The sequence below is a fragment of the Desulfamplus magnetovallimortis genome, from assembly GCF_900170035.1.
GTDB classification, from domain to species: Bacteria; Desulfobacterota; Desulfobacteria; order Desulfobacterales; family Desulfobacteraceae; genus Desulfamplus; species Desulfamplus magnetovallimortis.
The window spans coordinates 163,501-183,730 of record NZ_LT828551.1; the positions used below are offsets into that span (position 1 = coordinate 163,501).

The window sequence follows — 20,230 nt, forward strand, 5'->3', positions numbered from 1 at the left end:
ATTTTGACATCCTTCATATCAACTCAAAATTAGTTTACATTTTTCGAAAAAAGTGTAAACCGACAAATGAAAGATCCCTGTATTTTAATGATAAATTATTAGATTATGGGTTTAGAATGCCAATAAATGGAATGGACAGACCAAATGACAACTGCACGAATAATTGATTATCTTCCTGATATTTATAATGGAATCCTACCCGATTTTTTTGAAAAAACAATTCCAAGGGAAACGGCTGCCACATGTGAAAGTTGTGCCATGTGGCAGCCTGCAACAACATCGGGCAAGGAAAACAAGACTTTGAGATCCTTTTCCAGGGAAAGCAAATGCTGCACCCATTATCCCAATATCCCCAACTATCTCCTTGGGGGATTTCTCTCCCATAAAAAAAGTGACGATGCCAAAAAAATCCTGGATATTATTTCAAATAGCCCAGGTCACACCCCAAGGGGTATAGTTCGCCCCAAAAAAATTCAATTCCTTATGGAGAATTCCCAACGCAGCTTTTTTGGAAGATCAAAAACCCTTATATGTCCATTTTTTGACAAGGAAAAAGGATATTGCACCATAAGACCCTTTTGGGATGCTGTGTGCAACACCTGGTTTTGTAAGTATGTCAAAGGTTATGATGGATTTCAGTTCTGGGTGGCGATTCGGAAATATTTAAGCTATGTGGAACAGAGTTTAATACAATTTGCCATGTACAACTTGAATTGTAATCCCGAAAATATAGAAAACCTGGTTTCCAATGAACAGCCAGGGCCTTTATCACTGGGAGATCTTGACGATTTGCCTCTGGATAGAAATAGGTATCTTTCGCAATGGGGAAAATGGGCTGGACGTGAAATAGAATTTTATAAAAAATGTTATGAACTGGTCTTAAAAATGACAAGGCCGCAGTTTGAAGAGATTACAGGTATTACCCAGAAAATAAACCTTGCCGTTGTAAAATCAAAATACAGTGATCTTTTCTCCACAGATCTGCCCAGGGTATTAAAGAAAAATTCGTCCATGGTTGAAGAAAAGATAGAAGGGGATCAATATCTGATCATGGGTTATTCCATGATCGACCCATTTCTAGTACCCAAAAAACTCTATGAAATACTAAGTTTTTTTGATGGTAACCAGGATGTTGAAGCTACCTGCAAAATGATAAAAGAGCATACCGGTTTTGTCCCTGACCATGACCTGCTTGTGGAACTTTACCGCTTCAGGATTCTTACTACTTGAATCTATATATTTTGAGTCTATGCTTTTTGAGTTTTTTAATTTTTGAATTGATTGTACCCTGTTTGCATTGTTCTCCCCCTCTCCAGAGATGGAGAGGGGCAGGGGGGTGAGGTTTGGCAAACTGGATGATCAAAAAACGGAACACTTACATATTTCCATTGAGCCATATTTGAAAAGCCATCTCTCGAACCATATTTTTTGTATCGTCATGGGATAGAAGAGCATCCATGGTGATCTCTTTTTCAAGCTTGTCCTTTAGGTGTTCAATAATGATACTTGTCTCAATATGATTTTCCAGTGCTTCAAGGGTAACTCCTTTGGATTTTATCCATGCTTCTGTGTCCTCAGCCTTATTAAGTCCATGGGCAGCCCTGAAGCTGTCAAAGGCCCCTTGCAGTTCCTGGTCAGTTACTTCCATCCCCATTTTTTTTGCATTGTCAGCAGCAACCTTTCTTTGGAAAAGATTTGCCAGAGCAGGCTTTAATTTGTCTGTAATTTTAAGATAGTCAAATATTTCATTCTGGGTAAACTCCAAATCTTTTATTTTAATCATTGCGTGCCTCCTTAAATCTTTACGATGTTTTTTTGCTATCCGTAACAGTAAATGGTTGATTTATTATTCCACTGCACCATTCATTCCAAATAACCTCTTCAACAACCCTTTGTACCTCCTCACTTTCAGGCGATGGTTTTATAAGTTCTTCAAGTTTTACAATATAATGGAAACCATCAACCTCAAGGGGATCTATTATCGTGCCAGGCTCGGATGTGAAAATTTTGGATGCTAAATCAGAAGGAAGCATATTTCTGTATATAATTCCAACATAACCGGATTTCCACTTGAGATCATCATCTGTGTTGTATTGCCTTGCAAGGGTATGAAAATCCTCTCCATCCTCTTCAATTCGCATCATAAGTTCATTTGCAAGGTTCTTTGAATCAACTATGATTTGGGATATCCTTGCCTTTTCAAACTCTGCTCTGTGTGCCATATAATAATCAAGAACACTCTTTTGCGTGGCCATCTCTTTTTTTATCTTTGAAATTAATATTTTTGCTTCACATAAATCTTCATATATATCCTGGTTAATGGCAATGCGATGGAAAAAGGCAAGGGTTTCATCTGCTGAATTTAAACCTGTTATTAACCTGTAATGATCTGAAAATTGTGTCAGCTCTTCATCTGAAACAGATATACCCATCTCCTCTGCCTTTTGGAAAATCTCCTTGATATGTACAATTTCAGATAAAATCTTGTCAGCCCTGCCTGAAAAAAAGAGATAGGTTATTATTTCTTCTGGTTGAATTGCATTATATTGAACAGAATCAGACTGAGTAGAACCGGATTTTGCAGAACCGGATTGAATGGAGAGATGTTTTTTTTATGAAAATTCCATGTTTTTACAATTTGGAGGTTTTCATTATTGTTTTGGGGAAGTGATTCGTCATGGCAGTTATACAAAATTTCCATATATTTACTCCTTTGATATATCATCATCAAGGTCAGGGTACAATTCCTTTGTACAATCAGGGCAGATTCCATGGCTAAAATGGGCATTGGAATGTTCCATGATAAAAGTTTCCAGTTGATTCCAATATCCACTGTCATCCCTGATTTTTTTGCAGGATGCACATATTGGGATTAAACCGCTCAAAGTCTTGACCTGATTTAAGGCAGTCTGGAGTTGCTAAAAAATGATTTTGCTGTTTCAAGGGCAATCAATTTCGTTTTTTGCTTTTCATATTTAACATTTAAACATAGCAAGATTGAAACTATGACAATCCATATTGAAACTGTAATGTATGTAATTAATTTGATTTTCATGGGGTTTTAAAAGCAGATACCTTATTATAAAAAATGGAAAGCAGGCTTTTCTTTTCGGTAATCATTTCAGCAACTGCAGTCATTCCGGGTTTTAAGGGACAAGATCGTCCATGTACATTAAATGATCTATTATTTAATGCCCCTTTTACCTTATATACAAACACTCCATGTTTTTCCTCAATGGCTGAGGGAGATATGGCAATTACATATCCGTTAATTGTTCCATAATCCCTATGGGGAAATGCATCAAATTTATATTTTACAGGCATATCAACTTCAATGAAACCAATATCTTTGTTTGCAACTGTGATATCCATATAATATGGTTCATCTGCTGGAATAACAGTACATAAAACAGTTGATGGGTTTACATATTCTCCTTTGTTTAAAAAAAATAGCCTGGAAACAATGCCGGATTTTGGTGTAAAAATGTTATACTCCCCTGTTTTTTCATTGGAAAGTGCATTAACTTTACTGGAACCATTAAATTGCAATTCATTTTGGAGCTTTCTAAGCTTTGCCTGTAAGGAGTTCATGGTATTTTTCTGTTCAAGCAATATGTTTTCTATTTTTTTATCAATAATATTTTCTTGATTTTTCTTTTCAGCCTCTGTTTTTTTAATATTTTGGGCAATAATATCCTTCTCTTTTAGAAAAATACGTTTTTGTGAATCAAGTTTTTTAACTTCGGTTTTTGCCAATTCAAGGCGTCCTTTTACGCTATTATATTCAGCAATGGATGTTAATTGCTTTTTGAAAAGTATCTGGGTATTTAAAAACTCCTGCTTTCGATTTTCGATCTCTTTTTTCCAGTAAGTAAAGTCACTTTGAACCTGTTCAAGGGATATGGATATTTTTTCCATGGAAAGAGCAAAGGAGTGTTTCATATTTTCCAGCTCATCTTTTAAGTACTCTATCTCTGTTTCCATGGCATCAATAAGGCTTTTATAGTATCCTTTTTTAAATTCAATCTCTTCCTGAACAGATTTCAGTTCTGAATATTGGGACATATTGATTCTGGTTTTTATGGTAAAAAGTAGATCTCCTTCATCCACAAAAGCACCATTTTCTATGGATATCTTATCTATAAAACCATGAAATTCAGATACCACCTGCATTTCATGGGACAAGGGGCGGACAATAGCACTGCCTTCACGGATGATATCCACTTTACAAAGGGCGGAATAGAACAAAATAGATATAATTGCCAAAAAAATAATGTAAAGTATCCCCCTGGCATAGATGGAGGGCATACGCTTTAATTGCTCAACAACAAAAAAATTATCATAATTTTCATTGGTTGATAACAATTGAGTCCACTATATCCTCTGTTTTAGTTCCTTCCATAAATCTACAAAAGCCAGTGTTTCCTTTTCATCGGGGGCAAATTCAATCAAAGGCTTCTGATGGATACCCATCTGTTCAATCAGGGATCTATATGGTATTGATACAGATAAACATGTGGGATCATGGGCACATTTTTCCATGGTCTCCCTGTGCATCTTTTTGCGGCTATCCAACATGTTAAAGAAAAACAATATTTCAGGTTTTTGACGAAGTGTACTCAAATGTTCCCTGATCTGGTTCAGGGATTGAATGGATAAAATGGTGGGAATTACAGGAATAATAAGCAGATTTGAAATAGAAAATATCATCTCGGAAAGTGCAGAAATACTGGGGGGGCAGTCAATAAAAAGATAATCATGGGATTTGGCAATTTTTCCCATTACCTTGGCAAGCTTCTTTTCCGCCTTTTTTTCATCGTCAACAATTATGTCCATATTACGAAGATTGAAAAAAGCAGGGGCAATATTGAGATTGGGTATTGAGGTTGTTTTTAAAATTGATAAGAATTGCTTTTTGTCCTTTAGAACCTTGTCTGCTTTTTTCACTTCTATAAGATCCTGGCCAAGGTAAAAGGAGGCTGCCCCCTGGGGATCCATGTCCCACAAAAGGGTTCTATAGCCGTCAGCAGCACAAAGAGCAGCAATGTTGACGCAGGATGTGGTTTTCCCTACACCGCCTTTGACATTGTAAAATGCAATGGTCTTCATGGGGCTTGAGCTTTCCTGTAACATTTTTAATATATAATCTGCTATGGTCATGATTTAAAATAGATACTATCTATGTTGTATGATGGCAATAAAATTCTCATTAATTTTTGGCATCCTTCATTTGCCGTTTTACACTTTTCCAATTGCAAAATAACCCAACGGTAGAGACGCAATGCATTGCGTCTCTACCCCAGACAAGAAGTGTAAAGTACTTTAATCTGATATGAAGGATGCCTAATTTTTTATGATTTTTGGTAGTGTACCAAACCTGTTGTTGTGTTCAATGTTTTTGTAGAGACAAGGCATGCCTTGTCTCTACCTGTCAAGGGATTTGGGAGACTACCTGATTTTTTTCTGCGAGAGCGTTCTATTTTTCTCGTTAAAAAAAGGGCATCTTTCATTTATCGGTTTACACTTTTCTGAACCATGATTTTCATGATTAAGGGATTTTCTTGATTATTCATCATGTTAATCCTTAAATCCTTTAATCATGGTTCAAAATTTTCCGAAAAGTGTAAACTACTTTTGAGCTGATATGAAGGATGCCAAAAAAAGATCTGTATTTTTAATGAGTTATAAATGCTTGTTCTCAAGAGCCTTGAAAACAGCCGAAATTGACAAATTTCATGGAGCCCGTAATGACAAGGATCTCCAGCTTTTGATCCATGGTATTTTGAGTCACTCATGCCATTTTTATCAAAGGGTACCCCACATAACGTGCTAATATTGCACGAAATATCATTATCAATGTGCAATTTATTGACATTGCAGGGTAATTTTATGGCAGATTTTTTTGTCAAAATCCGATGGAACATCCTTTATTGACAAGCTTCTTGACATTGACTTGATGAAACTCTCTCTTTCTGCCAAGACTACATTCATCTGTGTAGATTTTATTTTTGAGAAGATATTAGAAGAAAACTTGCCTGAATTGCTTTGAAAGTGTAAATCAATAAAGTGTACACTTAAATCAATAGGGGTAAAGGACATACGCATCAAGCTAAGAATTGATTTCATAGGAACATCTGGTTTATCAATGCTTCGGACAGTTTTAAGCGCTTATAGCGCCGTAGTTAATGAGTTCCTCATCTTTAGGGGAATTTTTTATTGAAGCTGGATTCAAATCAAAGTGTGAAATAAATTGATCAAGCAGGTGTTTATTGAAATAGCGGGTTTTCCATGAAGAAATCGAGCATGCATCTGATGATGATTTTTCATTGCTCTCCCTGTCCTCTTTTTTTAGCAAGTTTAGTGCAGTTAAAGATGCATTGAAGTGAAAATTCAGAGGCTCTTTGTATCTGGCTTGACAGTCAGTCAATCCTGTAAATTGCTTACCATCTCTGAAAATGAATTCATTTTAAAAACGAGATCTGTACATTTCGAAAAGCTCCAAAGGATCGATATTCAAGTCCGTCGAAAAGAATAAAATATGGCGATGATTTTTGGGATCCCTTTGGTCCAATAACTTGACAACTTTCAAATTTCGTTTAAAGCGTGGAGAGTTCAAATCTGCGGTAACCAACGAAACTCCAGATTCGATTTCAGTAACAAACTCCCATCGCGAAAAGTCATCATACTTGACTTTGCCGTCATACTTTTTCTTGGCACCACGTCGTTGAGGGTGAGGACATTTATAAAGGAAGCGAAGGTTTGCATCAGATCTTAGTCGGCCGACCTGGTGGAAACCGATTTCCACAAGACCATCGATAAATCTTTTTTTACTGTACAAACCATCGGTAGCAATATGTTTCACACCATGGGAGATTAAGTATTCTTTGTTCTTTTTGATTTGTTGAAGATAGAAGTCGATGCGGTTTTCTTCTTCTTCACCAATTTCATCGCTGGAAGGGGTTTGCTCAACAGAGAGATTGTATGCGGTATTGTAGTCCAAATCAATAATTGCGAGGGATGAAATCTCTTGACCTTTTTGGGACTTACCCGCAACGCCACTCCAGAATTTGTCTATCCCATAGCTATGCTTACCGCTTTTGGGAACATAAGAGGCATCTATAGCAGCTATTCGTTTATTGGTATTTGGGATAGTGTCCATAATCAACAGGTGATTGAAAAGTGTAAAATCGAATGATTTTCTAAAATTTCTCGCATAACTTTTCTAGTTCAAATTGCTATAGCGCCCCATGTTACGAAAGTTTATTCGACCTTGTAGTAGCATTATAGTTGAAAAAAGTGTCAGTAAAAATTTATGCTGATGTTTGGTTATCTTGGACATTTGGGACAAAATACGGTTTATTGTTCTCATAGAGACCTCCTTTGTTTGACTGTAATTTTGTGTAAAACATAATCTTCCAACTTTGGAGAACTCTTGTCCATCCTTTTTTTGGTAGTGTCATAAAAGTGTTGATATCTTTTTGTGAAAGCCCTGCTGAATCAAGGTTTGTGAAGAGCTCATCAACATATTTGGGACACCACCCTTTTTTTATGTTTCAAAAAAACTGTCCGAACTATTGGTGAAAATACCCATACCATTTCATAACTTGAGAGGGGAGGATAGCTTCCCGACAGTTAAACCTTGAAAGAAGACTTAAAGAGGTGACTATGGAGCATCTTGATGAGATTATAAATACCATTTCAATGACAATGGGGACTGCTTGGGCAAGCGGCATTAATCTTTATGCAACTCTGCTTGTGCTTGGATTTCTTGGCATTACAGGAAATATAGCACTTCCGCCAAACCTTGAGATTCTTATGGATCCCATGGTGATGTGGGCTGCTGCAATAATGTATTTCACAGAATTTATTGCTGACAAGATACCTGGCGTTGATACAGGCTGGGATGGGCTGCACACTTTTATCCGCATTCCCGCAGGCGTAATGCTTGCAGCAGGTGCTGTGGGAGATGTATCACCTGCTATAGCTGTTGCCGCAGGCATTGCAGGCGGAGGGCTGGCCGCCGGAACCCATGCTGTCAAATCAGGAACCAGGGTAATTATCAATACATCCCCTGAACCTTTTACAAACTGGGCTGCATCAATATCAGAAGATGTTGCAGTGATTTGCGGGGTGTGGACGGCTCTCCACTATCCTGTACTTTTTATTATTCTGCTTGTAATTTTTATTATCTTCATGATCTGGATCATTCCAAAACTTTGGAGAGGCATTAAAAAGGTGCTCTCTTCCATTGCAAGGCTTTTTGGCACTTCAAACAGCGGGAATCAATAATAGGGCGTCCGATTTAACATTTGTTTTTTTGTCAAAAACACTCAGCATCCTTCATATCTCCCCAAAAGGACTTTACTTTTTTTTGTGAGAGATTGCCGCCATTAAGAGTTTTTTCTCCGGAAAGTGTAAACTGAAAAATGAAGCATGCAAAACACTCATATTAAACGGCCATGGCGGAATTACCGCCACAATCGAAGAGATGAAAGTCGTTTTAAAAACAGGCTGTTACCGAGACTTTCATTTAAAAAAATAACAATAGTGAGGTAACGTTGAAAACTATCACATCGGAAATATTGTCAACCGGAAATGAAGTTCTCTGGGGAGATGTGGATGATACCAATGCAAGCTGGCTTGCCAGACGCATGAGGGAGTCAGGTATTGTAGTTCAGAGGGTAAGCTGTGTGGGCGATGATGTCAGGGATATTTCAAGCATAATGAAGGAGATATCGAAAAGGACAAACTCAGAAAAAGTTGATATTGTCCTTGTAACAGGAGGGCTTGGCCCCACATCCGATGATCTCAGTTCCGAGGCTGCTGCCATTGCTTCTGAAGATAACATTGTCCTGAATCAGGATGCTCTGGTATCCATGGAGGCATACTTTAAAAAAAAAGGATGGGAAGTATCTGAAGGCAATATAAAACAGGCAATGCTGCCATCAAGGGCAGGATTCATGGAAAACAGTTGCGGTACAGCTCCTGGTTTTCATGTAAAATGTGGAAACACCTTCTTTTTTTTCATGCCTGGTGTGCCAAAAGAGATGAAGGCAATGTACGAATTGAGCGTCCTGCCTGTAATCAAAGAGAAATTCAAGCTGGATAACAGTTTTTCAATGATCCGCATGAAACTTTTTGGTCTTCCGGAATCAAGGGTGGGCAGCCGTCTGAAAGAATTCAATGCTAAATTTCCTGATCTGACACTTGGCTTCAGAGCATCCTTTCCAATTATTGAAGTAAAGATAAGCACAATGAGCTGCAATAAAAATCAAAGCAATAAAAATTTTAACAATAAAAATAAGGACAATAATAATCTTAACACTAAAAATAAAGACAATAAAAACCTTAACTGCAAAAATGCAAGTAGTATGAATCATAATAGTGGAATACAGGATATCCAAAATAATACCTTGATGGAAGATGCCCGCAAATGGGTAACTTCACAGCTTGAAGGATATATCATTTCCCAGGATGGTTTAAACATGGAGCAGGAGGTCGGACGTCTTCTGACCCAAAAAAGAAAAACAGTTGCAGTTGCTGAAAGCTGTACAGGGGGGCTTATTGCCAACATGCTCACTGATGTTGCAGGAAGCTCTGAATATTTTTTAATGTCTGCTGTCACCTACTCCAATGCTGCAAAAACAGATATTCTTGGTGTCAATCCTGATACTATTGAGCAAAATGGTGCTGTACATAAAAAAACAGCCCAGGAGATGGCAAGCGGAGCAAGAAGAGTTGCAGGTGCAGATTACGGCCTGTCAACATCCGGTATTGCAGGCCCCGGAGGAGGTACAGAAGATAAACCTGTGGGCACTGTCTGTATAGGCATTGCAGGAGAAGGCTTTGAAAAGGGATACCAATATCAGTTCAGCTTTTCAGACCGCCACATGAACAAAAAAATATTTGCAGTCAAAGCTCTTGACCTTCTAAAAAGGACACTTGAATCTCCCCATTTATGACCCATGGATGTCAGATATAAATCCCAGAGAATCATTGAGCCACAGTAGAAACTCTCCCTCAAATTTTTTCTGATCTGACAAATCTGACATCTGATGATCCCCACCCTTTAAAATAACCATTTTCTTGGGTTCTCCTGCGTTACTGTGAATAGTATAGGCATTTTCCACAGGCACAGTCTGATCTTGATCTCCATGAAAAATCAGCAGATGGTGAATTGCAGAAAGCTTTTCTGTAAGATCAAACATCAGATTGTCTTCAAAAAAGCTCATGGGCAAGGATGGACGTCTCTCATTGCCTTGAAGGGGAATCTGACTGATGGTCAGACTGTTTACAGGGGCAGCACACAAAACTGCCCCTGATGGTTCAAAGCCGTGTTCACAAAGCCGTGACCATGCTGAGATACAGGTAGAGCCACCAAGGCTGCTTCCAAAAAGGAGAAGCCTGCTATGATCAGTGAGGTCAAGTTTTGCAACGTGGTCTATGGCCGACAGCATATCCTTTACCCTTTTGGAAAGAGATGTCTCTGTTACAAAATCTCCTTCACTTGAACCACATCCGCGATGATCAAACCGCAAAAAAGCAACTCCTCTTTCGGGAAGAATGCGGGAAAGCAATATCTGCTTGGCAGACTCCATTGAACCTTCAAGGCCATGCGAACCCACAACAAGGGGTGGACGCATATCCTTGATCATATTCATATCCGGCAGATGAAGCATTCCCTTGAGTAGCTTGCCGTCACATGAAAACTCAATTTTTTGTACGTGGCTATTAATAGTATTCATGCTTGTTTTTATGACATACATGTTATAAGATTTCAAGTTTTTATTTACCGTGAAAATGACTATCATTTTTATATTTGGGGGTGATTGATACGCAATCATGTCCGTTTACCGTAAAAATGACTCTCATTTTTATAATTGGGGTGGTTCATACAAAATCATGCCCGCTTGGAGATATAAATAAACCTCCATGTTTGCTGACGCATCACAACGAAACATGAAAGTCGTTATATATCAGCATATTATGGAGATTTTCTAATAAAATTTGGGAAAGAGATAAATGAGTCTGAAAAAAAGAAAAACTGCTGAACTTGATATCCTGGATTTAGCATTTGGCGGCAAGGGTATTGCAAAACCTGACGGATTTCCGGTATTTGTTGACAGAACCATTCCGGGAGATCGGGCACTTGTCAGAATTATCAAAAAAAAGAAGAAGTATGCGGAAGGCAAACTGATTGATCTTATTGTCCCCTCTCCCCTCCGACAGGATGCCCCTTGCAGTTACGCAAACTATTGTGGAGGATGCCGCTGGCAATCCCTGCCCTATAAGCAGCAATTAAGATATAAAAAAAATCATGTAAAAGAGTCCCTTGAACATATAGGTCTTTTAAAGGATATTCCGGTCAAGGATGTTCTGCCTTCAGGCAATATACTGGGCTTTCGTAATAAAATGGAATTTTCGTGCAGCAACAGGCGCTGGCTGACTCCGGAGGAACTTCAAAATCCAGATATCACCAAGGATTTTGGTCTGGGACTGCATGTACCAGGCACATTTGACAAGGTGATTGATATAAAAAATTGTCTCATTCAACCAGAACCTGGCAACAAAATACTTGAAGATATACGCTGTTTTATCAAAGAGTCCGAAACACCTGCCTATGATTTAAAAACACATGAAGGTTTCTGGCGTTTTGTCATGCTGAGAAACTCAGTGGCATACGGAACATGGATGGTAAATATCGTTACAAAAACAGATAACAATTCTCTTCTGAAAAAACTTGCTGACAAACTCATGGAAAGATATCCCATGATTACCTCCTTTGTGAACAACGTGACAGCTAGAAAAGCAGGTGTTGCAACAGGAGAATATGAAAATGTAATTGCAGGGGAACAATATATAAAGGAGAAACTTGGAAATTTCATATTTGAAATTTCAGCCAACTCTTTTTTTCAGACCAATACACGCGGTGCAGAAACGCTCTATTCTCTTGTATCCCATTATGCAGAACTTACAGGAAAAGAAAATGTTCTGGATCTCTATTCAGGAACTGGAACCATTCCCATATGGCTTTCAAGGGATGCAAAAGAGGTTACAGGAATTGAAATTGTCGAAAGCGCTGTGCTGGATGCAAAAAAGAATGCACAGATCAACGGCGTTGATAATTGCCGGTTTCATGTAGGAGACATAAGATATGTTCTGCCTGAACTTTTTAATGAAGCTGGAGAAAAAAAACAGTGCGATGTAATGATTATTGACCCGCCCAGAGCAGGTATGCACAAGGATGTGGTAAGTCAGGTAATTGATCTTGCCCCTGAAAAAATCGTATATGTATCCTGCAATCCAGCCACACTTGCAAGGGATCTATCAATGCTGGCCACAGATTACAAAGCCATTGAAGTACAGCCGGTTGATATGTTTCCCCACACTTTTCACATTGAATCGGTTGCATTGCTGACACATATTTGATGGCATTGCTGACACATATTTGATGGCATTGCTGACGTATATTTGATGGCCAATGTAAAATTTTTGTTAAACAAACACTCTGCTCTGTATAAAAACCCATTATATCTATATTCAATAACTTTATTGAATTAACCTGTGAAACAGTGAGGAGTGTTTTGTCAAAAAATAATGCTATAGCCATCATAGGCATGGGGGCAATATTCCCGCATTCCAGCGGACTTCAGCAATACTGGAACCTTATTTTCAACGGCGTCGATGCCATAACCGATATTCCGGAAACGACACACTGGTCCTTAAAGGACTACTTTGATGAAAATCCTGCCACACCTGATCACACATACTGTAAACGTGGCGGATTCATACCGGAGACAAACTTTGATCCTGCCCGTTATGGCATGCCTCCAAAAAACATTGAAGCCACAGATACTTCCCAGTTACTTGGTCTTATGGTTGCGGAAATGGCAATGGAAGATGCCGGTTACCCTGTACGATCATCAAGTTTTGATAAAAAACGCACCAACATAATTCTGGGTGTCACCGGCACACAAGAGCTTGTAATCCCATTGGGAGCACGACTCTATCATCCTTTATGGAAAAAAGCACTTTCCGATGCAAATATTCCAACAGAAAAAATGGATGAAGTTCTACAGCGAATATCCGGGCTTTTTCCAGATTGGCAGGAGAACTCTTTTCCTGGTCTTCTTGGCAATGTTGTGGCAGGAAGAATCGCCAACAGGCTTGACCTTGGAGGAACAAACAGTGTTGTGGATGCTGCATGTGCAAGCTCCTTAAGCGCCATCCACACGTCCTGCATGGAACTTGCCTCCGGACGGTGTGATCTCTCCATAAGCGGTGGAGTTGATACTCTCAATGATATATTCATGCACATGTGTTTTTCCAAAACAGGAGTTCTATCTCACTCAGGCGATGCAAAACCATTTTCAAAAGATGCTGACGGTACTGTACTTGGTGAAGGTATCGGAATGGTGGTGCTCAAGCGCCTTGAAGATTCCCAACGAGACAATGACAGGATATATGCTGTCATCAAAGGGATTGGAACATCAAGTGACGGCAAAACCGGCGGCATATATGCTCCGGACAGTGCAGGACAGCTAAGGGCTCTAAAAGCAGCCTATACCGAAGCTGAGATTGATCCTGAAACTGTTGAACTGTTTGAAGCCCATGGTACCGGTACAAGGGTGGGCGATAAAATTGAATTTTCCTCTCTCAAATCTCTCATGTCAGGGAAAAATCCCCAAAAACCTGCTGCTGTAGGCTCTGTAAAATCCATGATAGGCCATGCAAAGGCAGCAGCCGGCATTGCAGGTCTTATCAAAACAGCGCTTTCCCTTTATCACAAGGTCTTACCCCCTACACTAAAAGCAGAAAATCCGGATCCAGAACTTGGCATGGAAAAAAGCCCCTTTTATCTCAATCACCTTTCAAAACCCTGGCTTAATAGTTCTAAGTATCCGAGAAGGGCAGGTGTCAGCGCTTTTGGATTTGGCGGCAGTAATTTCCATGCCGTTCTGGAAGAGTATAAAGATGAAAAAGAGCATGTATCATGGGATGGCACTCTCCAGATTGCAGCTTTTTCTCATGACACCATAGAAGGATTATGCAACATTATTGAAAAGTTCAGACAAGATATGCAAACATCATTGCATTTTGATTTTGGAGAAAAAAACCAGATGCTTGCGTGGAGGTCAGAAAAAAGCAGAAAAAATTTCAATGCATCTGACAATTTCAGGCTTCTTATGGCAATCAAAAACAGCGAAGATCCTGTTAAAAAATGCGATATTGCTATATCCACACTCAATGACTCAATTCAATATAGAAATTCTACAACCAAGCAGTTCTCCTTTCAAGGCAGTGATTCAAAAATCAAACAACACGCCTTTGAAGGTAAAAACAACCGCCTAAAAAACAGACCTGACGAAAACCCCATAAATCAAACAGAGCAGAAAAAACTTGAAAAATCCGGTATCTTTTTTGGTTCTGGTCTCAAAACAGGAAAGATTGCATTTCTTTTTCCAGGGCAGGGAAGTCAATATACAGGCATGGGACGTGAACTGCTCTCAATTTTTCCTGAAGCATTGCAAACCCTTGAACTGGCTGAAAAGACCCTGAAAACTCATAATATACTTCCTGGAAACTTGCTTGCATCTTCACTTTTTCCACTGCCGCCATATGCAAATGAGATCAAACAGGCTGAAGAGACTTTAAGGGCAACTGACATTGCTCAACCTGCCATCGGAGCAGTCTCCCTTGCAATGTCAAAAATATTGAAAAGATTCGGAATCGAGCCTGATATAACGTGCGGACACAGCTTTGGGGAGTTGACAGCCCTTTGTGCTGCAGGATGGATAGATGAAGAAAGTTTTTTCAAACTTGCCGGAAACCGTGGCAAATATATGGCAAAAGCTGCTGATTCAGAAGATGAAAAAGGTGGAATGCTTGCTGTAAAAGCACCTTTATCAAAAATTGAGCACTATCTTAAAGAAGAAAAACTTGATCTTGTCCTTGCAAACAGAAACACCCACCAGCAGGGGGTGTTATCAGGGGACATAGAGGAGATAAGGCGTGCTGCCGCCATTTTAAAAAAACACAAGATTAGAAGCATTGAATTACCTGTTGCTGCTGCATTCCACAGTAAATTAATTGAAAACGCAATAAAGCCCTTTGCAGAATCTGTCAGAACCATTGCAATAAAACATAACAATACCACGGTTATGTCCAACACGACAGGCACCCCCTACCCGGACAAACCGGAAGAAGCATATGAGCTTCTTGGAAAACAACTTGGCAACCCGGTTGATTTTGTTGCTGACATTGAGTACATGCATGCAACCGGTGTCACAACATTCATTGAAGTTGGTCCCAAAAACATTTTGTCAGGATTAACGCGATCAATTCTTGAAAAAAAGGAAATTAAGTGCCTTACGCTGGATGCATCTTCAGGCAAAAACAGAGCAATTGAAGATCTATCAATACTTTTGTGTACTCTTGGTGCTTCAGGCATAAATGTTACCCTTGATCAATGGGAAGACGCTGTAAAAGAGCCTGAAAAAAAGCTCATAAGAGTCCCACTTACAGGAGCAAACCCCAAAAAGCAAAAAATGCCTGATCAAAACCATGATGTAAAAATAACTGTCAACCGGAAAAAAACATTGTCTGGAAAAATTCACCCACATTCATCATCAGCCCAAAAAAGTTCCCCCCAAAATGAGTCTATTTCGGGGGCAAAACCATCCCGGCCCATCCTGGCATTGAACCCGGAGCATAGAGGAGCCAATATGCAGTCAAACAGATTTAATGAACAAGAAGCGACTTCCTGTGAACAGGATTCAGATATTTCAAAACAAAACAATCAATCTGATTTCTCACAACATCTTATATTCAGCGCCATGCAGCTTGTGCAGAAAGGCATGGAATCCATGCAGGATCTCCAGGCTCGAACTGCCCATGCCCATGAAAAATTTCTTGAGACACAATCAAATTCCGGCAAAACACTTCAGGCCATGATGGAACAGACCAGATTCTTTGCGCAAAATGCAATAGATTCCTGCTATATCGGTTATACCGGAAATAAAGAAAACAATGTGCGGAAAAAAGAGGGCAATAATGGAAAAAGCGGACAATTGAATAGACTCTCATTGGCAACGCAATCAAGCCCAAAACTATCCCACGATTTGTCTGCAAAATCACTGAAAAATGAACATACTAACTACTTTAACCCTTATCAAAATTCAACAATTTCCCACTGTGACGATAAACCAGCAGAACCTGACGACAACAAAATTGACCACAATTATAGACACAATGAATTGAATTCATCCTCTCCTGAAAAGTCATCTGTCACATCACAACATAATATTGTTACATCACAATATAACAATAAAAGTCAAAACAGTGATTTATCTTCCAAAGCAGAAAACATTTTGCTTGAGACTGTCTGCAATCTGACAGGTTTTCCCGTAGAAATGCTTTCACTTGATATGGATATTGAATCGGATCTTGGAATTGATTCAATCAAAAGAGTTGAAATTGTTTCAGAACTTGAGAAAAAACTACCAGACACAGCCACTCTTACACCTGAACACATGGGCTCCCTTAAAACTTTGAGAGATATTGTTGACCTGCTTAGTTCCGGAAAGGAAAAACAGACCAGCCATGAATATCAATATTCATCAGAGAAAAAAAATGAATCATCTCCTGTTCAGACAAATAATGGAGATGTCATGGCACTATTGATGGAGACAATAAGCAATCTCACAGGTTTTCCAGTTGAAATGCTAACCAGTGATATGGATCTTGAATCAGACCTTGGAATTGATTCCATTAAAAGAGTTGAAATTCTCTCCAGCCTTGAGCAGAAAATCCCAGAGGCAGGCATAATTTCACCGGATGACCTTGGAAGTCTCAAAACACTTGAACAGATCGCAAAAAAAATTTCAGGAGAGTACGAAGATAATCAATACTGCCAAGAAATTGGTGATACCTGTTATGAAAATAATAAAACCTGCCAAGAAGTTGGTGATACTTCTCATGAAAATAATAATACCTGCCAGGAAGTTGGTGATACCTGTCAGGGAATTAATAATACCTGTCAGGGTGTTTCTGATACCTGTCATGGCAATGCAAAATCCCGGATATATGAAACAACCACAACTTCAATAGAAACAAAAAAAACTTCTGAGACAGTCCATCTCACTAAAAAAGATACTTTTTAATCAATTAAACATTAATAATGAGAAAATTGTTGATATAAGTAGTGACAAAAAAGTATATATTATATCTAAAGAAGAGCTGGTCTCCCAAGAATTTAAAAAAGCCTTTGCAAAACAGCAGATTACCTCAGAGATAATCACAATTGACAAAGCACTTGATGCAAACCTTGACGATCTGGCCGGACTTGTAATCATTGCAGAAGATATTAACCCTTCTATTGCTATTGAATCTGACAGAAAACTCCGGCCATGCCCGTTTAATGAGAATGATTGTCATGAAAAACAGCGATTTTGGATAAGCTTTAATCTATTCCTGAAAAAAGCATTCCTTCTAACTAAACGCAATGCAGCAAATCTCATGCGTTCCGCTGATGACAAAGGTGCTTTTTTTACAACGATATCCTTTCTTGGGGGTACATTTGGTTTTGGTGAAGAGAGTATTGTTAATCCATGTCACGGAGCGCTTTCAGCACTTGCAAAAACAGCAGCCCTGGAATGGAAAGGTGTAGTTTGCAAATCCATTGACATGCCTTTCTCAGTTAAGCATGCTGTTGCAGACGCTGATATTGCAGTATCTCTTATGCGAATGCCCGGAGAAGTTGAAATAGGACTCATAGAAAACATATGTATATTTCCCGAACTTGTCACATCCCATTTGCCTTTATCTGATCACATCGAATCACACACCCACTTTTCCCAAAACAGCTTAACAAAAAAAACTACTCCTGGAGAGTCTGAGTCACAAAAAGCAGCAAATCATGAAGCCCCCCCTGCTGCTTCATCCTCTCTTAACCACTTGTCGCAATATAAAAACAACCACATTCCACTATCATCAGAAGATGTTGTAGTCATCACAGGAGGGGCAAAAGGAGTGACTGCCCAATGTGCAGTAGAAATTGCAGAGGCTTTTTCCCCTGTCATAATTCTTATTGGACGATCTCCTCTGCCTGCACCAGAACCCGAATGGATGAGGAACCTAAACAGTGAAAAAGAGATCAAGTCAGCAATCATTGCGAATCTCTTCATTGACTCTGCTATGCCTTCTCCTATGAAGCTTCAGGAAAAATTTGACAGCCTTGTATCTGCAAGGGAAATAGAGAAAACCCTTAACAAGATTAAATCCGCAGGCTCAAAAGTTAAATATTACAGCAGTGATATCCGTCAACCGGAAAGCGTAAAGAAGACTTTCAAAGCTGTGAGGGAAGAGTTTGGCAATATCAATATGATCATACATGGAGCGGGGGTTCTTAAAGATAAACTGATAATTGACAAAACAGAGGAGCAGTTCAAGTCAGTATTTGAAACCAAGGTTGAAGGGATGAAAAACCTATTACAATTCACACATAATGACCCTATTAAATATGTGGTATTTTTCTCTTCAGTGGCAGCCAGAACAGGAAACAGAGGACAGGTTGACTATGCCATGGCCAACGAGATTCTCAACAAAACAGCACAGTTCTACAGCAAAAATCCAATCAAAAATCGAAAAATCAAAAACGACACAGATCACAACATAAGTCAATGCAGGTTCATTTCCATCAACTGGGGTCCCTGGGAAGGTGGAATGGTAACAGCACAACTTCAAAAAGAGTTTATCCAACAGGGTATTGAACTTATTCCCCTAAAAGAGGGTGCAAAATATTTAGTTGATGAATTGAAAGAATCTGCATGGAATGATGTGGAAATTGTTACAGGAGGCTCATTGGCTTCCCACAACCCTCAACTCTCATCCTTAGAAAAATCATATTATGCTGACAATGTTGAACCCAAACCTGTTGCTTTATTTAGCAGAGAACAGATTCTGGAATTTGCCACAGGCAAACCCTCAAAAGCGTTTGGTGAGCTATACAGAGAATTTGATCATGACAGAGAGATTGCCCGTCTTCCTGGGCCTCCCTATTTTTTTATGGACAGGGTCATTAAAACAGATGCACCACAGTGGGAAATGAAGCCCGGCGGTTGGATCGAATGTCAGTTTGATATACCAGCAGACGGCTGGTATTTCAAAGCTGCTGCTTCACGATATATGCCTTTTTCCGTTCTTCTTGAAATTGCACTTCAACCATGCGGATGGCTTGCAGCATACGCAGGTTCCGCACTTAAAAGCAAAGAGAGACTCTATTTCAGAAATCTTGGAGGAACGGCAGAATTTATAAGGCCTGTGCACCGCAAAATGGGTACATTGACCATGCGTTCAAGAATGAGTTCTGTCTCACATGCAGGTGGTATAATAATTCAAAACTTTGATATGGAAGTTTCAAATCAGGAGAGTCACATATATAAAGGAACAACCAATTTTGGATTTTTTACACAAAAATCGCTTTCAAACCAGACAGGGATCAGAAATTCAGAATTACATCAAGCAACTTTACAGTCAATCTCAGATAAAAACAAAACCCTTGATGTTGCAGATTTGTCGTACTTTGCACAAAAAGCAGGAAAAAGAAATTCATCAAATAAGAATATAATTTTGGAACTTACAAAAAACTGCCCATTAACACCTGATGATGCAAACTGGCAGAAGAAAAAAAACGGTATGCCATCAAAAGCGCTCCTTATGATTGACACCATTGATAAACTACTGACAAATGGAGGAAAGTTTGGGAAAGGTTTTATACAGGGTACTAAAAATGTTAATCCTGAAGAATGGTTCTTCAAGGCTCATTTTTATCAGGATCCTGTTTGTCCGGGCTCACTTGGCGTGGAGTCCTTTCTTCAGTTGATGCAGTTTTATGCCCTTGAAAAATGGGCATATAACCCTGAAGAGTATGGAATTGTAATGCCACATCACACCCATCAATGGATATACAGAGGGCAAATTACACCGTCATGCAAAACAATCAAGGTTGTAGCTCACATAAAAAAAAGAGAAGAAAGCAAGAAGAAAAACGAACAATGGAAATACTCCATTGAAGCTGACGGCCTTCTGTATGTTGATGAACTCTGCATTTACCAGATGGAAAATTTCAAATTGCAAATTGTTCCCCATGATTTCATTGCAGGATAAGAATTTCATTACATAATGTACAATGGCGGTTATCCATCATGTACATTTTTTATCAATCCATAAA

At 39.1% G+C, this 20,230-nt stretch carries 15 protein-coding genes; 7 read left to right on the plus strand and 8 right to left on the minus strand.

Features of this window, described 5'->3' with window-relative positions; genetic code table 11:
• Nucleotides 1–144 precede the first annotated feature (144 nt).
• Complete coding sequence (locus MTBBW1_RS18655) at nucleotides 145–1,230, plus strand: hypothetical protein (protein WP_080805854.1); 1,086 nt, start codon at nucleotides 145–147, stop codon at nucleotides 1,228–1,230.
• Nucleotides 1,231–1,375: 145 nt separating this feature from the next.
• Here the strand turns inward: MTBBW1_RS18655 and MTBBW1_RS18660 are convergent, their stop codons facing one another.
• The 5 genes from MTBBW1_RS18660 to MTBBW1_RS18685 form a co-directional block, all read right to left on the minus strand.
• Entirely contained in the window at nucleotides 1,376–1,783 is a 408-nt protein-coding gene (locus tag MTBBW1_RS18660; protein ID WP_080805856.1) for a hypothetical protein, read from the minus strand.
• A 19-nt stretch (nucleotides 1,784–1,802) separates the two neighbouring features.
• On the minus strand, nucleotides 1,803–2,432 hold the full coding sequence (locus tag MTBBW1_RS18665; RefSeq protein ID WP_080805858.1) for a peptidylprolyl isomerase: 630 nt from the start codon (nucleotides 2,430–2,432) through the stop codon (nucleotides 1,803–1,805).
• A gap of 86 nt (nucleotides 2,433–2,518) precedes the next feature.
• Nucleotides 2,519–2,701 (minus strand): hypothetical protein, encoded by a 183-nt coding sequence (locus MTBBW1_RS18670; RefSeq protein WP_080805860.1) that lies wholly within the window; start codon nucleotides 2,699–2,701, stop codon nucleotides 2,519–2,521.
• A gap of 350 nt (nucleotides 2,702–3,051) precedes the next feature.
• A complete protein-coding gene (locus MTBBW1_RS18680; protein ID WP_080805865.1) occupies nucleotides 3,052–4,365 on the minus strand; it encodes a beta-barrel domain-containing protein in 1,314 nt (437 codons plus the stop codon).
• A 9-nt stretch (nucleotides 4,366–4,374) separates the two neighbouring features.
• Nucleotides 4,375–5,109 (minus strand): ParA family protein, encoded by a 735-nt coding sequence (locus MTBBW1_RS18685; protein WP_186441488.1) that lies wholly within the window; start codon nucleotides 5,107–5,109, stop codon nucleotides 4,375–4,377.
• 793 nt (nucleotides 5,110–5,902) lie between these two features.
• Between MTBBW1_RS18685 and MTBBW1_RS28520 the strand changes: the two genes are divergently transcribed.
• Nucleotides 5,903–6,049 carry a hypothetical protein gene (locus MTBBW1_RS28520; protein ID WP_186441490.1) on the plus strand — a complete coding sequence of 49 codons (147 nt, stop codon included), beginning with the start codon at nucleotides 5,903–5,905 and terminating at the stop codon, nucleotides 6,047–6,049.
• Nucleotides 6,050–6,160: 111 nt separating this feature from the next.
• Here MTBBW1_RS28520 and MTBBW1_RS18690 read toward each other — a convergent pair whose 3' ends face one another.
• Together MTBBW1_RS18690 and MTBBW1_RS18695 are read right to left on the minus strand one after the other, a co-directional pair.
• Entirely contained in the window at nucleotides 6,161–6,427 is a 267-nt protein-coding gene (locus MTBBW1_RS18690; RefSeq protein ID WP_080805869.1) for a hypothetical protein, read from the minus strand.
• Nucleotides 6,428–6,466: 39 nt separating this feature from the next.
• Nucleotides 6,467–7,159, minus strand: coding sequence for a transposase (locus MTBBW1_RS18695; RefSeq protein ID WP_080805871.1), 693 nt, complete (start codon nucleotides 7,157–7,159; stop codon nucleotides 6,467–6,469).
• Between the two features lie 506 nt (nucleotides 7,160–7,665).
• On the opposite strand from MTBBW1_RS18695, the gene MTBBW1_RS18700 reads away from it, so the two are divergent.
• Nucleotides 7,666–8,289 (plus strand): DUF4126 domain-containing protein, encoded by a 624-nt coding sequence (locus MTBBW1_RS18700; protein ID WP_080805873.1) that lies wholly within the window; start codon nucleotides 7,666–7,668, stop codon nucleotides 8,287–8,289.
• 269 nt (nucleotides 8,290–8,558) lie between these two features.
• Nucleotides 8,559–9,962, plus strand: coding sequence for a nicotinamide-nucleotide amidohydrolase family protein (locus MTBBW1_RS18705; protein WP_245809467.1), 1,404 nt, complete (start codon nucleotides 8,559–8,561; stop codon nucleotides 9,960–9,962).
• On the opposite strand, the gene MTBBW1_RS18710 is transcribed toward MTBBW1_RS18705, so the two are convergent.
• Nucleotides 9,957–10,745: an alpha/beta hydrolase gene (locus MTBBW1_RS18710; RefSeq protein ID WP_080805912.1), complete on the minus strand. Its 789-nt coding sequence runs from the start codon at nucleotides 10,743–10,745 to the stop codon at nucleotides 9,957–9,959. The two genes, MTBBW1_RS18705 and MTBBW1_RS18710, sit on opposite strands and share 6 nt — an antisense overlap.
• Before the next feature lie 277 nt (nucleotides 10,746–11,022).
• On the opposite strand from MTBBW1_RS18710, the gene rlmD reads away from it, so the two are divergent.
• The 3 genes from rlmD to MTBBW1_RS18725 all read left to right on the plus strand — a co-directional run bounded on the left by rlmD (nucleotide 11,023) and on the right by MTBBW1_RS18725 (nucleotide 20,166).
• Nucleotides 11,023–12,429 (plus strand): 23S rRNA (uracil(1939)-C(5))-methyltransferase RlmD, encoded by a 1,407-nt coding sequence (gene rlmD / locus MTBBW1_RS18715; protein WP_080805875.1) that lies wholly within the window; start codon nucleotides 11,023–11,025, stop codon nucleotides 12,427–12,429.
• 155 nt (nucleotides 12,430–12,584) lie between these two features.
• On the plus strand, nucleotides 12,585–17,162 hold the full coding sequence (locus MTBBW1_RS18720) for a type I polyketide synthase (RefSeq protein WP_080805878.1): 4,578 nt from the start codon (nucleotides 12,585–12,587) through the stop codon (nucleotides 17,160–17,162).
• A gap of 355 nt (nucleotides 17,163–17,517) precedes the next feature.
• Entirely contained in the window at nucleotides 17,518–20,166 is a 2,649-nt protein-coding gene (locus MTBBW1_RS18725) for an SDR family NAD(P)-dependent oxidoreductase (protein ID WP_080805880.1), read from the plus strand.
• The last annotated feature ends 64 nt before the right edge of the window (nucleotides 20,167–20,230 follow it).

What these genes read in the sequence shown, in the direction of transcription:
- MTBBW1_RS18655 (WP_080805854.1), top strand. Translation starts at nt 145, where the DNA reads ATGACAACTGCACGAATAATTGATTATCTTCCTGATATTTATAATGGA.
- MTBBW1_RS18660 (WP_080805856.1), bottom strand. Translation starts at nt 1,783, where the DNA reads ATGATTAAAATAAAAGATTTGGAGTTTACCCAGAATGAAATATTTGAC.
- MTBBW1_RS18665 (WP_080805858.1), bottom strand. Translation starts at nt 2,432, where the DNA reads ATGGGTATATCTGTTTCAGATGAAGAGCTGACACAATTTTCAGATCAT.
- MTBBW1_RS18670 (WP_080805860.1), bottom strand. Translation starts at nt 2,701, where the DNA reads ATGGAAATTTTGTATAACTGCCATGACGAATCACTTCCCCAAAACAAT.
- MTBBW1_RS18685 (WP_186441488.1), bottom strand. Translation starts at nt 5,109, where the DNA reads ATGAAGACCATTGCATTTTACAATGTCAAAGGCGGTGTAGGGAAAACC.
- MTBBW1_RS18695 (WP_080805871.1), bottom strand. Translation starts at nt 7,159, where the DNA reads ATGGACACTATCCCAAATACCAATAAACGAATAGCTGCTATAGATGCC.
- MTBBW1_RS18700 (WP_080805873.1), top strand. Translation starts at nt 7,666, where the DNA reads ATGGAGCATCTTGATGAGATTATAAATACCATTTCAATGACAATGGGG.
- MTBBW1_RS18710 (WP_080805912.1), bottom strand. Translation starts at nt 10,745, where the DNA reads ATGAATACTATTAATAGCCACGTACAAAAAATTGAGTTTTCATGTGAC.
- rlmD (WP_080805875.1), top strand. Translation starts at nt 11,023, where the DNA reads ATGAGTCTGAAAAAAAGAAAAACTGCTGAACTTGATATCCTGGATTTA.
- MTBBW1_RS18725 (WP_080805880.1), top strand. Translation starts at nt 17,518, where the DNA reads ATGCGTTCCGCTGATGACAAAGGTGCTTTTTTTACAACGATATCCTTT.